Origin of the sequence: Bradyrhizobium sp. AZCC 1719 (genome assembly GCF_036924525.1) — a bacterium.
Lineage (GTDB): Bacteria > Pseudomonadota > Alphaproteobacteria > Rhizobiales > Xanthobacteraceae > Bradyrhizobium.
The window spans coordinates 166,020-178,425 of sequence record NZ_JAZHRU010000001.1 but is presented as its reverse complement, the minus strand read 5'-3'; the positions used below and the strand labels follow the sequence as shown (position 1 = coordinate 178,425).

The window sequence follows — 12,406 nt, the reverse complement described above, 5'->3', positions numbered from 1 at the left end:
CCATGTGGATCATCGCTCCCTTGTTGTGCGGCCTGATCTTCGGCGCGGGCCTGTTGATTTCGGGCATGGTGCAGCCGACCAAAGTCCTCGGCTTCCTCGATATCTTCGGCGCGTGGGATCCGAGTCTCGCGGTGGTGATGGCCGCGGCGCTGGCTGTGTCGATACCCGGCTTCATGCTGGCAGATCGCAGTGCGCGGCCGTGGTTTGCCGGGCAATATTTTCGGCCGGGCAAATCGGGAATCGATCTTCCGCTGGTCGCAGGCGCGGGGTTGTTTGGAATCGGCTGGGGCCTCGTTGGGTTATGCCCGGGGCCGGCGCTGGAAAGCCTGGCGACGTTGTCGCCCGGAATCATCGTCTTCGTCGCCGCGATGGCGGCGGGGATGATTGCTCACGACGCTTGGCAACAGTCGCGGCTGATCGCGCAACGCGACCGGCAGCTTGCGAGCGCGACGGACGGCTGAGGACGTCCTGCGACCGCGATGAACTCGCTCGTTAATCCTGGTAGGTCGACAGCCCGCGCTGCTGATAATATTGCTGCCGCGGCTGGTAGTAGTAGCCCTGCGGCGCCGGCGCATAGCCGCGGTTATCGTAATATTGCGGCTGTTGCTGCTGCTGATAGGCCTGGGTGTCGTAGACGCGGCGGCTGGGCGGCGCCGGATAACGCGCCCCAGTGGAAGAGCCATCGGCCGGATAGATGTAGCCGTCATCGGCCCGCGCCTGTGGCGCCACGCGCTGCTGCTGCGGCGTGATCACGACGGGGTCGCCGGCTGCGGAGTCGTATTGCTGTTCATATTGCGGCAGCGGCGCGCGGCGCGCGACGGCCGTATTGCCGCGACGCGGATTGCGCGCCAGCGCCACCTGGGATGAGCCGGTCAACGTCACCGTGGTGTTGAGAACGCCTTCCTGCTTCACCAGATCCCACAGCTTCGCGGCATTTTCGCGCGACAGCCGTACGCAGCCATGCGAGGCCGGGCTGCCGAGACGGTTGACGGAATCGGTGCCGTGGATGGCATGGCCGATCTTGGTGAAAAAGATCGAATGCGGCATCGGCGCGTCGTCGAATTCCTTGGAGTAATGGTCCTCTTCCATTCGGAAGGCGCGGAAGCTGCCGCTCGGTGTTTCATAGGAGGGAAGACCCGAAGACACCGGCCAGCGGTACCGCTCGATGCCGTCGACGGCGACGGTCATCTGCTGGTTGTCCTTGTCGACTGTTATGGCGATCTTGGCGTGGGCGGTGCCCGAGGCGAACAGCGTCAGGGCGGTGACGGCAATGAGGAAGGAACGCATTTTACCTTTGGCCTCCAGGCCCCTGATGAAGCGCCGGCTCTCCGTCCCCGGCATCCAATATGCCCGGAAACCGGCACTGGTTCCAGTGGCCTGCGTCCGTAATCGTTAACGCCTCCCGCGGCGCAAACAAGGCGTCAGGGCGGCGCAATCGGCGGCAAAGTGCTGACATTTTCGCGAGCAACCACGCGCTGCGCGTCTTGTCATCGACAGAGTTGGAGGCCGTCATTCCGGGATGGTCCGCTAGGACCAGACCTCAGGTGCGCAATTGGGCACCGGGGAATCTCGAGATTCTCAGGTGCGCAATCGCGCACCATAGTTCGGCTCTGCGAGCCGCCCCGGAATGACGCTGCGTGTCAATTCTTGAGCCGGTACCCGGTCCGGAAGATCCACCACACCAGCACCATGCAGATGGCGAGGAAGCCGAGCGTCATGCCGAGGCTCAAGGCCACGCTGACGTCGGCGATCTCGTAAAAGCTCCAGCGGAAGCCGGAGATCAGGTATACGACCGGATTGAGCAGCGTGATGGTGCGCCAGCCCGACGGCAGCATGTTCACCGAGTAGAAGCTGCCGCCCAGGAAGGTCAGCGGCGTCACGATCAGCATCGGGATCATCTGCAGCTTTTCAAACCCGTCGGCCCAGATGCCGATGATGAAGCCGAACAGGCTGAAGGTCACCGCCGTCAGCACCAGGAAGGTCAGCATCCACAGGGGATGCTGGATGTGCAGCGGCACGAACAGCGCGGCGGTCGCCATGATGATCAGGCCGAGGATGATGGATTTGGTCGCGGCCGCGCCGACATAGCCGATCACGATTTCGATATAGGAAACCGGCGCGGACAATATTTCATAGATGGTGCCGACGAATTTCGGGAAGTAGATGCCGAACGAGGCGTTGGCGATGCTTTGGGTCAAGACCGACAGCATGACGAGACCCGGCACGATGAAGGTGCCGTAGCTGACGCCCTCGACCTCGGTAATGCGCGAGCCGATCGCGGCGCCGAACACCACGAAATAAAGCGAGGTGGAAACCACCGGCGAGACGATGCTCTGTAGCAGCGTGCGCCAGGTGCGCGCCATTTCGAACAGATAGATGGCGCGGATCGCACGGTAATTCATGGCGCCCTCACCAGGCTGACGAAGATGTCTTCCAGCGAAGACTGAGTTGTATCGAGGTCGGAGATGTGGATGCCGGCATTGCGGAGGTCGCTCAGCAGGCTGGTGATCCCGGTGCGCTCGCCCTTGGTATCGTAGTCATAGGTCAGCAGCCGGCCATCGCTGGACAATTGGAGCTTGTAAGGCGCGAGGGCGGGCGGAATGGCGTCAATTTTCTGCTGCAGGTGCAACGTCAATTGCTTCCTGCCGAGCTTCTGCATCAGCCCGGCCTTGTCCTCGACCAGGATGATCTCGCCCTTGTTGATGACGCCGATGCGGTCGGCCATCTCCTCGGCTTCCTGGATGTAATGCGTGGTCAGGATGATGGTGACGCCGGAGGCCTGCAGGCCGCGCACCACGTCCCACATGCCCTTGCGCAATTCGACGTCGACGCCCGCGGTCGGCTCGTCCAGGAACAGGATCTGCGGCTCGTGCGACAGCGCTTTTGCAATCATCACGCGGCGCTTCATGCCGCCGGAGAGCGTGATGATCTTGGAATCCTTCTTGTCCCACAGCGACAGGTCCTTCAGCACCTTTTCGATATGCGCCGGGTTCTTCGGCTTGCCGAACAGGCCGCGGCTGAAGCTGACGGTCGCCCAAACGGTTTCAAAGGAGTCGGTGTGCAGTTCCTGCGGCACCAGGCCGATCAGCGACCGCGCCGCGCGATAATCCCTGTTGATGTTATGTCCGCCGACGGTGACACGGCCCTCGCTTAAGTTGGCGATGCCGCAGATGATGCTGATCAGCGTGGTCTTGCCCGCGCCGTTCGGCCCGAGCAGCGCGAAGATTTCGCCGCGCTTGATATCGAGATTGATGCCCTTCAGCGCCTTGAAGCCGGAGCCATAGGTTTTTGAGAGATCGGAGACGGATATGATGGGAGGTGGCGCTAGCATGGCAGCGTGAGACGGAATGTAGCCAGCGGCGAAGCGGCGTCGGCCGGATCGAGGCGGGCAGGGATGGGAACCGGGAGATAGGAACCCCGCGGTGATTCCGCAATCCATCGGGCCGATGAAAAGCGCCTATTCTGCAGCGTGTGCGCGCGCGGGCAGTTCGATCAGAGCGACCATGTAGGTCTTGAGATCACCGGCGATTTCCGGATCGGACTTTAGCTCGGTCAACGTTCGTGGACGCGGCAACGGCTTGCCGTCTTCTTCGAAGCTCTCCGCATACAGCTCCAGAGCTTCCGGCGCGTTGCGCAGTGCTTCGTCAACGTCATCGCCCCCCGAAGTGCAGCCGGGCAGGTCCGGAAACCACACGCCAACGGCGCGGTCCGGTCCGGCATCTTCGATAATGGCGACGTAGTGAGCCATAGTTAACCTCAATCGGGTTTCCACCCCGCGCCCTTATAAATGGCACGAACCAGACCTTTTCCCAAGTCCTTCTTGGGGTGAGGAACGACTAGTGTTTCACCCGAGATTGGGTTTTTGAACACGTGATGAGAGCCCGTGACACGAACAAGTGTCCATCCCTCCCGCTCCAGGCGCCGAACAATTTCTCGGCTATTGGTCAACATGAATGTCTCCTGAGATCATGTGACCTGGAACGCTAGAGCCGATTCGGTGGCGTTAAGTGAGCGCTCGGCAGAAATATTCGCGCCTCACGCCCGCTCCACAAAACTATCCACCACTTTTTTCTCGCCGGCCTTTTCGAACGCAATCGTCAGCTTGTTGCCGTCGATCTTCACCACATGGCCGTAGCCGAATTTCTGGTGAAACACGCGGTCGTCGAGCGAGAACTCCGAAACCGTGCCGGTGGATTTCGCGACCAACTCGCCCTCGATCACGATCGGGCCGCGCTTGTTGCGCGAGAAGCCGCTGGACGAGAATGACGACTGGTTTTCCTCAAACCCGCCGCGGGCCTGACCGCTGCGGCCGCCCTGGCTGCGGTTGCGATTGGCCTGCGCGCGCTGCCAGCCCGGTGTCGTATAGCTGGAGCCGAAGGATTCAACGTTATCGAAACGCGAGGGGCCGTAGCCGCCGGTGCCGCCCCAGCCGGAGCCGCCCTTGGACTCGGTGATCTCGACATTGGCCGACGGCAGTTCGTCGAGGAAGCGCGACGGGATCGTGGTCGACCAGGTGCCGTGAATGCGGCGGTTGGTGGCGAAATAGAGTTTGGCGCGGCGACGGGCGCGCGTCAGCCCGACATGGGCGAGGCGCCGCTCTTCCTCGAGGCCGGCACGGCCTTGTTCGTCGAGCGTGCGCTGGCTCGGAAACAGGCCTTCCTCCCAGCCGGGCAGGAATACGTTGTCGAATTCGAGCCCCTTGGCCGAATGCAACGTCATCAGCGACACCGCCTCGTCGCTGGCCTCGCCGTCGCGGTCCATCACCAGCGAGATATGTTCGAGGAACCCTTGCAGGTTCTCGAATTCCTCCATCGAGCGCACGAGTTCTTTCAAATTGTCGAGCCGGCCGGCGGCGTCGGCCGAGCGGTCCTTCTGCCACATTTCGGTATAGCCGCTCTCGTCGAGCACGATTTCGGCGAGCTCGGTGTGCGCGGTCACCTCGCGCTGGGCGCGCCAGCGGTCGAATTGAAGGATGAGGTCGCGCAGCGCTCCGCGTGCCTTCGGTTTCAATTCGTCGGTTTCGACCACGGCGCGCGCGGCTTCGAACAGCGGCGTGCGCCGCTTGCGGGCGTGGTCGTGCAGCAACTGCACGGTGGCGTCGCCAAGCCCGCGCTTCGGGACATTGACGATGCGCTCGAAGGCAAGGTCGTCGGCGGGCGAATTGATCACGCGCAGATAGGCCAGCGCATCGCGGATTTCGGCGCGCTCGTAGAATCGCGGACCGCCGATCACGCGATAGGGCAGGCCGAGGGTAACAAAACGATCTTCGAACTCGCGCATCTGGAACGAAGCCCGCACCAGGATCGCAACTTCGTTGAGGTTTTCGCCCGCGCGCTGCAACTCCTCGATCTCCTCGCCGATGGCGCGGGCTTCCTCTTCCGAATCCCAGGAGCCTGTGACCGTGACCTTCTCGCCGTCGACATCCTCGGTGCGCAGCGTCTTGCCGAGCCGGCCTTCGTTGTGCGCGATCAGATGCGAAGCGGCGGCGAGAATGTGGCCGGTGGAGCGGTAATTGCGTTCAAGACGGATGACTTTTGCGCCGGGAAAATCGTGCTCGAAGCGCAGGATGTTGTCGACCTCCGCGCCGCGCCAGCCATAGATCGACTGGTCGTCGTCGCCGACGCAGCAGATGTTTTTCGGTGGGGAGGAGGAGGGGACGGTGGGAGCCGCAGCCTCCGTCATTCCGGGATGCGCTGAAAGCGCAGACCCGGAATTTCGAGTTGAGTCCTTATCATCTCGAGATTCTTCGATGTGCAATTGCACATCGGAGTTCGCGTCTTCGACGCGCCCCGGAATGACGGGAGGATCGATATCTCCCGGAATGATCGCCGACAGCGGCACGCCCGGCCGCGACGGCGCCTGCGACAGCAGCCGCAGCCACAGATACTGCGCGACATTGGTGTCCTGATATTCGTCGACCAGAATGAACTTGAAGCGGTTCTGGTATTGCCTGAGCACATCGGGGTTTTCGCGAAACAGCCGGATGTTCTCGAGAAGCAGGTCGCCGAAATCGGCGGCGTTGAGGATTTTCAGCCGCTCCTGGTAGCTGGCGTAGAGCTTGCCGCCCTTGCCGTTGCCGAACATCGCGGCTTCCCCCGACGGCACCTGGCTGGGCGCCAGCCCGCGGTTCTTCCAGCCGTCGATCAGCCCGGCCAGCATGCGCGCCGGCCAGCGCTTGTCGTCGATGTTCTCGGCCTGCAGGAGCTGCTTGAGCAGGCGGACCTGATCGTCGACGTCGAGCACGGTGAAATTGGATTTAAGCTGTACCAGCTCGGCGTGGATACGCAGGATGCGCCCGCCGATCGAGTGGAAGGTGCCAAGCCACGGCATGCCTTCGACGGCCTGGCCGAGCATTTGGCCGAGGCGGAGCTTCATCTCGCGCGCGGCCTTGTTGGTGAAAGTCACCGAGAGGATTTCATGCGGCCGCGCGCGGCCCTGGCTCAGGATATGGGCGATGCGCGTGGTCAGCACGCGCGTCTTGCCGGTGCCGGCGCCCGCCAGCACCAGAACGGGGCCATCCAGCGTCTCGACCGCCTCGCGCTGCTCCGGATTGAGCCCGTTGAGATATTGCGGGCCGGCGGCGGCCCGCGCACGCGCGGCGATGCCGCCAGCCGCAGGCTGGTGCTCGGGGACGCCGTGATGGGGCAGTTTGCTCGGCTCGGTCATTTCTCGAATCGTCTTGGCCCCACGATGGCACCGTGAGGCAGCAAAGGGGAGCCTTCATAGCAGGGATCAAGGGCCATATAGGGCCTGTGCGGCCGTTTTGACAGGTTTTATGCGGTCGCGGTTGCCAGCCTGATTTCGCGGCTTTGCGGCGATTTTGTTCCGCTCGAAACGTCAAATTTCGCGCTTTTGCCGCCCGGAACCATCATTCCCAGCCCGGATTGGTCCCACAGGCGATGTGCGACGCCTCAATCGCCGCCATCGAAGGAGCAACGGGCAATAGAGGTCGTGACATGCTGAGTTGGGTCGTTACGTTCCTTATCATCGCGCTGATCGCAGGTGTTCTTGGCTTCGGCGGTATCGCCGGCGCTTCGGTCGAAATCGCCAAGGCGATCTTCTTTATCGCCGTAATTCTGTTCCTGATCTCGGCGGTGGTCGGACTGGTGCGCGGACGAAGTAACGTCTAGCTAGCCGGCACGGCTGCGCAGAAATTGACGGCGACGGCCGAGGCGGGCCGTCGCCGCAGGGGCTCTCCCGATTCCGTCAGCGTTTGACGATGACGATTTCCAGATACTCGCTCGGCAGCACCATGGTGCCGTCCTCGGCGCGGTTCATCGCCGCGATCAGCGTCAGGATGTCGTCGGCGAGGCGGCGCTGGTTGGTTTCATCAAGTGCGGCAAAGGCTTTCAGCGTCGGGCCGTAGTAATTCCTGAACACGTCGAGAAAATGCAGCGGCGAGCGGTAGCGGAACATGAAGCGACGCTTCTCGGCCTTGATAGAAGCGGCCGACGTTCCGAACATCTCGGTGATGCGCGCCTGCGTGCCCCACAGCGCGGGCGATTTCGCGCCCGCCGGCGGCGGCAAATATTTGCCGAGCGTCTTGAACAACTGTCCGATAAAGCCTTCCGGTGTCCAGTTGGCGAGGCCGATCTTGCCGCCGCTCCTGCAGACCCGCAAAAGTTCGGATGCCGCGCGGTCCTGGTCCGGCGTGAACATCACGCCGAAGGTCGAGAGCACCGCGTCGAAGGTCGCGTCGCCGAAGTCCAGAGCCTCTGCATCCGCTTCCTTGAACTCGACTGACAGGCCTTCGGCTGCGGCACGCGACCGGCCGCGCTCGAGCAGGCTCGGCACGTAATCGGTGGAAACCACCTCGCACCAGCGGCGCGCCGCAGCAAGCGTCGCATTGCCGTTTCCGGCAGCGACGTCGAGCACCTTCTGCCCGGCCCGGATGTCGAGCGCCTCGCACAATTCTTCGCCGACGATCTGCAGCGTGGTGCCGACGACGGCATAGTCGCCGGAAGACCATGCGCCGTGTTGCTTGGTTTTCAGGGCGGAAAGATCGATCTGGCCGGCTTGCAGGGTTTGAGCGGCGGCAGATGTAGCCATGTTCTACTCCTTTGAGCGGGTGAATTTGCCGATTTCAGCGTGCTGCGGGCTTAGTCCCTGGGCCCACCGGATGCCTATCCAGTTCGCGACACGGCTATCCGGAACGTGAACCTTTCCGCTGTTCCCAGGACCCATCACCAGGGCCTTCGGAGTTGCGGATGATTGCTGGCCAGAACGTTTCATCGGCGACGTCGCCGCTGCCGCGCGGCGTCAGGCGCGCGCTGGACGCGATGCGTGGCAATGTCGGCCACAATTGGCGGCTGACGGAGCTTGCCGCCATCGGCGGCGTATCCGGCAGAACCCTGCAGCGGCAGTTCCTTAGCTTTGTCGGCAAGACCCCGCGTGCCGCGCTTCGCGAGATCGGGCTCGAATGCGCCCGTCGCGAGCTGTTGCAGGGTACGCCTGATATCAAGATCATGGACGTGGCGCTGCGCTGCGGCTTTCCGCATTTCGGGCGGTTTTCAATCGAGTATCGCCGCCGCTATGGCGAAACGCCGTCGCAGACGCTGAAGCGGCAGGAGGTGCTCACCGACGCGCTCGGTGCGATGCCCTCGCTGTTCTTGCCGGCGCGGGACCGGCCGGCGGTTGCGTTGGGCCCGATCGAGGCGGCAACGGAAAATATGGCCATCGCGGCCGACATCGCCGACGATCTCGTCACCGCATTGACCCGGGCCGGAATCGCAGTTGCAACGCGGTCGATGGCGGCGCGCTATCATTTGGGCGGTGCCATCAGGGGATCGGGTACGCAGACGTACCTGACGATCAGGCTGATCGACACCGAAACCGGCGGCCAGCTCTGGGCGCATCGCGCCGATGGCGTCCTGCGCGGCGAAACCACAACGACGGAACATCTCGCAGCCAGGATCGCGGCGGCGCTGCAGCCATGTTTGCGGCTGGCCGAAATCGATCGCGCGCTGCGCAAGCCGACGAATTGCCTCGGTGCCCAGGATCTCGCGCTACGGGCGATGCCGGGCGTTCTCTCCCTCGATGCCGATGGCAATGCCCGGGCCCTCGAATTGCTCGAGCGTGCGATGGATCAGGACCCAAACCATCCGCTCGCCATCGCACTCGCCGCATGGGCCCATGTCCAGCGCGTGGTCTATCACTTCACGCATGCGCCGCTGGAAGAGCGCGCCCGAAGCCTCGAACTGGCGCGCAGGGCAAGGGCGCTGTGCGGTGACGCCACCGTGCTTGCCGTGCTCGGCAACGCGCTAACGCTGCTCAAGGAGTTCGATACTGCGGATCTCGTTATTCGCAAGGCGCTCGCCATCGACGGCGGCTCGGCCTGGGCGTGGAGCCGTTCAGGATGGCTCGACGTCTACAAGGGCGACCCACAATCGGCAATCGAACGATTCAAGATCGCGCTCGACCTCGCGCCCCACGATCCGCTGGCTTTCAACAGCATGGTCGGGATCGGCTGCGCGCATTTCAATGCCGGCCGCTATGCCGAGGCAGCGAACTGGCAGGAGCGCGCGCTGATCGAACATCCCTCCGCAAGCTGGGTGCACCGAACCATGTGCCCGGCCTATGTGCTCGCCGGGCAAGGGCCGCAGGCCCGCCGCAGCCTCAGCGCACTGCGGCGGCATTATCCTGATCTCACGGTGGCGGAAGTGCAGGGCGGCATGCCGCCCCTGCCGCCAAGCCAGTGCGATCTGGTCGTCGGCGCGCTGCAGGAGGCTGGGCTGCCGGCCTGAGCCGCTACTTCTGCGGCATCGCGACCTTGCGGCCGATCCCCTCCGGCCGCGGCACGGCGGCATGCGAATCCATCACCGCCTGGATGCGCGCGCGGATGTCGGGCGGGAAGGGCGCAACCTTCCGACGCTGCATGTCCATATGCAGCGTCATGTTTTCCGAAGTCGCGGAAAGCCAGCCTTCGGTCGCGTGGCGCAATTCCTCGAACGTGTGCAATCGCTTCTCGTCGGCACCCAACAGATAAACTGAAATCTGAACGGGGTCGCCGAGGTGAATTTCTCTGATGTAGCGCACGTGAGCTTCTGCCGTGAAAGTCGAGCAGTGGCGCTCTTTCATATAGGCCGGCCCGATCCCGAGCTGCAGCCACATTTCGTCGATGGCGCGGTCCATCATCACGTTGTAATAGGCCATGTTGAGATGGCCGTTATAGTCGATCCATTGCGGCTCGATCTGCATCACCGAGGACAGAAACGGGGCCGGCGGCAGCGGTATATCTTTCAGTTTTTCCCCGGCGGCGGCAGCGGTCGTCATCATCCATCCCTTTGTCGTTTCGCTATCTTGACCCCATTTATATCCTTTGCCACGGTCCGCTCAAATTCGGGAGGAACTTGACGTGGCGACGACGATATCGGGTAGTATGAAGCGGCCGGAACCGCAGGCTTTGGCAAGCGCCGTGGAGGCGCTGGCGGCGCGGTTCGGCAACCGGCTGATCACCTCGCAGTCGGTGCGCGAACAGCACGCCCATACCACCACTTGGCTGCCGACCCAGCCGCCCGACGCGGTGGTGATGGCGCAGGAAACCGCCGACATCCAGGACGTGGTGCGGATCTGCGCCAAACACCGTGTGCCTGTGATCGCTTTCGGAACCGGCACCTCGCTGGAAGGCCAGGTCAATGCGCCGGCCGGCGGCATCTGCATCGATCTGCGCGACATGAACCGGATTCTTGAAGTTCATGCGGAGGATCTGGACTGCGTGATCCAGCCCGGCGTCACCCGCAAGGCGCTGAACGAGCATCTGCGCGACCAGGGGTTGTTCTTTCCGATCGATCCGGGCGCCGATGCCTCGCTCGGCGGCATGACCGCGACGCGGGCGTCCGGCACCAATGCGGTGCGCTACGGCACCATGCGCGAGAACGTGCTGGCGCTGAAAGTGGTGCGCGGCGATGGCGAGATCATCACGACGGGCACGCGGGCGAAGAAGTCGGCAGCCGGCTACGACCTGACGCATCTGTTCGTCGGCGCCGAGGGTACGCTTGGCATCATCTCCGAGCTCACCATCAAGCTGCGCGGCATTCCCGAGACGATCGCGGCCGCTGCCTGCTCGTTCGAGACCGTGCGCGGCGCCTGCCAGGCCACGATCCTGGCCATCCAGACCGGCATTCCGCTGGCGCGGATCGAGCTGCTCAACGCCGAGCAGGTGCGCGCCTGCAACGCCTATTCCAAGCTGACCCTGCCGGAGACGCCGCTGTTGCTTCTGGAATTCCACGGCAGCGAGGTCGAGGTCGCCGAACAGTCCAGGAATTTCGGCGAGATCGCCAAGGAATGCGGCGGCGGCGACTTCACCTGGACCACCAAGCCCGAGGACCGCACCAAGCTCTGGCAGGCGCGGCATGACGCCTATTGGTCCGTCAAGGCGCTGCGGCCCGGCGCGGGCGTGGTGGCGACCGATGTCTGCGTGCCGATTTCACGGCTTGCGGACTGCGTTACCGAGACCGAGGAGGACCTGAAACGGCTCAATCTGCTGTCGCCGATTGTCGGCCATGTCGGCGACGGCAACTTTCACTGCTCGCTGGTTTGCGACGTCGACAACAAGGAAGAAATGGCGCGCGGCGAGGAGTTCATGCATCGCCTGGTCGAGCGCGCGCAGTCGATGGGCGGCACCTGCACCGGCGAGCACGGCATCGGGCAGGGCAAGCAGAAATACCTCAAGGCCGAGCTCGGCCCCGAGGCGATCGACGCCATGCGCGCGCTGAAGCAGGCGCTTGATCCGCAGAACATTTTCAATCCCGGCAAGATCGTGCCGGTGGGGTAGGGGCTGGGCTCATTGACGCGGAGCGAACGTCAGTGGCGACGCACCTTCATCGAAAGGGTGTTCTTGTCGCTTCCTTGACAACCCAGTCAACAAACAGTGCGACACGCCTGTCATTCGCCAGGGCGGCAGGCCAGCGGATGATGTGCGCCTTGCTGGACGTCATATCCCAGTTTGACGACACGACGCGGCAAAGCCGCTTTTCCGCGAGTGCATCATGAACAAGCAAAGACCTGGCTAGAACGACGCCGCTGCCCTGCAAAGCGGCAGTGATTGCTGTACCGAGATTGTCGAAGCGAAGCCCGCCCTGAACGGGAGCCGTGACGCCCAGCCGTTCGAACCACACCGGCCACGACCATTCCGCGCCGTCGTTCCGGCCAACGAGGCCCTTGTGCAGTATTGGTAAAGTGCCGAGCACATGCGGCTCCCGCAATGGCCGCCCGCGCGGCAGCAGAGACGGGATCGCGACCGGGAAAACCATCTCGTCGAACAGCAAGCGCTGGGTCGACGTGGTGCGCGCGCCAGCTTTAGGAATCCATCGGATCTGCACGTCGAGATCGAGGGCGCGCGCTTGAACATCGCTTTCGATGATGCAGAGTTCGATCGCAATATCGGGATATGCGGACGCAAACGCCG

Annotated in this window: 13 protein-coding genes; 4 read left to right on the top strand and 9 right to left on the bottom strand. The window is 63.3% G+C overall.

The window, feature by feature from the left end:
- The first annotated feature begins 2 nt into the window (after positions 1-2).
- The gene (locus tag V1292_RS00895; protein WP_334369889.1) at positions 3-461 is read left to right on the top strand and encodes a DUF6691 family protein; all 459 of its coding nucleotides are present in this window, start codon (positions 3-5) and stop codon (positions 459-461) included.
- A gap of 31 nt (positions 462-492) precedes the next feature.
- On the opposite strand, the gene V1292_RS00890 is transcribed toward V1292_RS00895, so the two are convergent.
- From V1292_RS00890 to V1292_RS00865, 6 genes are all read right to left on the bottom strand, one after another.
- Positions 493-1,287 (bottom strand): L,D-transpeptidase family protein, encoded by a 795-nt coding sequence (locus V1292_RS00890; protein WP_334369888.1) that lies wholly within the window; start codon positions 1,285-1,287, stop codon positions 493-495.
- Positions 1,288-1,640: 353 nt separating this feature from the next.
- Positions 1,641-2,402 carry an ABC transporter permease gene (locus V1292_RS00885; RefSeq protein ID WP_334369887.1) on the bottom strand — a complete coding sequence of 254 codons (762 nt, stop codon included), beginning with the start codon at positions 2,400-2,402 and terminating at the stop codon, positions 1,641-1,643.
- Complete coding sequence (locus V1292_RS00880; protein ID WP_334369886.1) at positions 2,399-3,331, bottom strand: ABC transporter ATP-binding protein; 933 nt, start codon at positions 3,329-3,331, stop codon at positions 2,399-2,401. Before V1292_RS00880 ends, V1292_RS00885 begins: the two co-directional genes overlap by 4 nt.
- 126 nt (positions 3,332-3,457) lie before the next feature.
- Positions 3,458-3,748, bottom strand: a complete 291-nt coding sequence (locus V1292_RS00875) for a type II toxin-antitoxin system HicB family antitoxin (protein ID WP_334369885.1) — start codon at positions 3,746-3,748, stop codon at positions 3,458-3,460.
- Positions 3,749-3,756: 8 nt separating this feature from the next.
- A complete protein-coding gene (locus tag V1292_RS00870; RefSeq protein WP_334369884.1) occupies positions 3,757-3,951 on the bottom strand; it encodes a type II toxin-antitoxin system HicA family toxin in 195 nt (64 codons plus the stop codon).
- Positions 3,952-4,035: 84 nt separating this feature from the next.
- Positions 4,036-6,666, bottom strand: coding sequence for an ATP-dependent helicase (locus tag V1292_RS00865; RefSeq protein ID WP_334369883.1), 2,631 nt, complete (start codon positions 6,664-6,666; stop codon positions 4,036-4,038).
- Between the two features lie 290 nt (positions 6,667-6,956).
- Here V1292_RS00865 and V1292_RS00860 point away from each other — a divergent pair, with 290 nt between their 5' ends.
- The gene (locus V1292_RS00860; RefSeq protein WP_028350352.1) at positions 6,957-7,130 is read left to right on the top strand and encodes a DUF1328 domain-containing protein; all 174 of its coding nucleotides are present in this window, start codon (positions 6,957-6,959) and stop codon (positions 7,128-7,130) included.
- 76 nt (positions 7,131-7,206) lie between these two features.
- Here the strand turns inward: V1292_RS00860 and V1292_RS00855 are convergent, their stop codons facing one another.
- Positions 7,207-8,049 carry a class I SAM-dependent methyltransferase gene (locus V1292_RS00855; RefSeq protein WP_334369882.1) on the bottom strand — a complete coding sequence of 281 codons (843 nt, stop codon included), beginning with the start codon at positions 8,047-8,049 and terminating at the stop codon, positions 7,207-7,209.
- Between the two features lie 158 nt (positions 8,050-8,207).
- On the opposite strand from V1292_RS00855, the gene V1292_RS00850 reads away from it, so the two are divergent.
- The gene (locus V1292_RS00850) at positions 8,208-9,743 is read left to right on the top strand and encodes a helix-turn-helix domain-containing protein (RefSeq protein WP_334369881.1); all 1,536 of its coding nucleotides are present in this window, start codon (positions 8,208-8,210) and stop codon (positions 9,741-9,743) included.
- 4 nt (positions 9,744-9,747) lie between these two features.
- Here V1292_RS00850 and V1292_RS00845 read toward each other — a convergent pair whose 3' ends face one another.
- Positions 9,748-10,272 carry a thioesterase family protein gene (locus tag V1292_RS00845; protein ID WP_334369880.1) on the bottom strand — a complete coding sequence of 175 codons (525 nt, stop codon included), beginning with the start codon at positions 10,270-10,272 and terminating at the stop codon, positions 9,748-9,750.
- 106 nt (positions 10,273-10,378) lie between these two features.
- Between V1292_RS00845 and V1292_RS00840 the strand changes: the two genes are divergently transcribed.
- Positions 10,379-11,773 (top strand): FAD-binding oxidoreductase, encoded by a 1,395-nt coding sequence (locus V1292_RS00840; protein ID WP_442895482.1) that lies wholly within the window; start codon positions 10,379-10,381, stop codon positions 11,771-11,773.
- Between the two features lie 46 nt (positions 11,774-11,819).
- Here the strand turns inward: V1292_RS00840 and V1292_RS00835 are convergent, their stop codons facing one another.
- Positions 11,820-12,359, bottom strand: coding sequence for a LysR substrate-binding domain-containing protein (locus V1292_RS00835; RefSeq protein ID WP_334376902.1), 540 nt, complete (start codon positions 12,357-12,359; stop codon positions 11,820-11,822).
- Positions 12,360-12,406: the final 47 nt, after the last annotated feature.

What these genes read in the sequence shown, in the direction of transcription:
- V1292_RS00880 (WP_334369886.1), bottom strand. Translation starts at nt 3,331, where the DNA reads ATGCTAGCGCCACCTCCCATCATATCCGTCTCCGATCTCTCAAAAACC.
- V1292_RS00840 (WP_442895482.1), top strand. Translation starts at nt 10,379, where the DNA reads ATGAAGCGGCCGGAACCGCAGGCTTTGGCAAGCGCCGTGGAGGCGCTG.
- V1292_RS00865 (WP_334369883.1), bottom strand. Translation starts at nt 6,666, where the DNA reads ATGACCGAGCCGAGCAAACTGCCCCATCACGGCGTCCCCGAGCACCAG.
- V1292_RS00870 (WP_334369884.1), bottom strand. Translation starts at nt 3,951, where the DNA reads ATGTTGACCAATAGCCGAGAAATTGTTCGGCGCCTGGAGCGGGAGGGA.
- V1292_RS00890 (WP_334369888.1), bottom strand. Translation starts at nt 1,287, where the DNA reads ATGCGTTCCTTCCTCATTGCCGTCACCGCCCTGACGCTGTTCGCCTCG.
- V1292_RS00845 (WP_334369880.1), bottom strand. Translation starts at nt 10,272, where the DNA reads ATGACGACCGCTGCCGCCGCCGGGGAAAAACTGAAAGATATACCGCTG.
- V1292_RS00855 (WP_334369882.1), bottom strand. Translation starts at nt 8,049, where the DNA reads ATGGCTACATCTGCCGCCGCTCAAACCCTGCAAGCCGGCCAGATCGAT.
- V1292_RS00860 (WP_028350352.1), top strand. Translation starts at nt 6,957, where the DNA reads ATGCTGAGTTGGGTCGTTACGTTCCTTATCATCGCGCTGATCGCAGGT.
- V1292_RS00875 (WP_334369885.1), bottom strand. Translation starts at nt 3,748, where the DNA reads ATGGCTCACTACGTCGCCATTATCGAAGATGCCGGACCGGACCGCGCC.
- V1292_RS00850 (WP_334369881.1), top strand. Translation starts at nt 8,208, where the DNA reads ATGATTGCTGGCCAGAACGTTTCATCGGCGACGTCGCCGCTGCCGCGC.
- V1292_RS00895 (WP_334369889.1), top strand. Translation starts at nt 3, where the DNA reads ATGTGGATCATCGCTCCCTTGTTGTGCGGCCTGATCTTCGGCGCGGGC.
- V1292_RS00885 (WP_334369887.1), bottom strand. Translation starts at nt 2,402, where the DNA reads ATGAATTACCGTGCGATCCGCGCCATCTATCTGTTCGAAATGGCGCGC.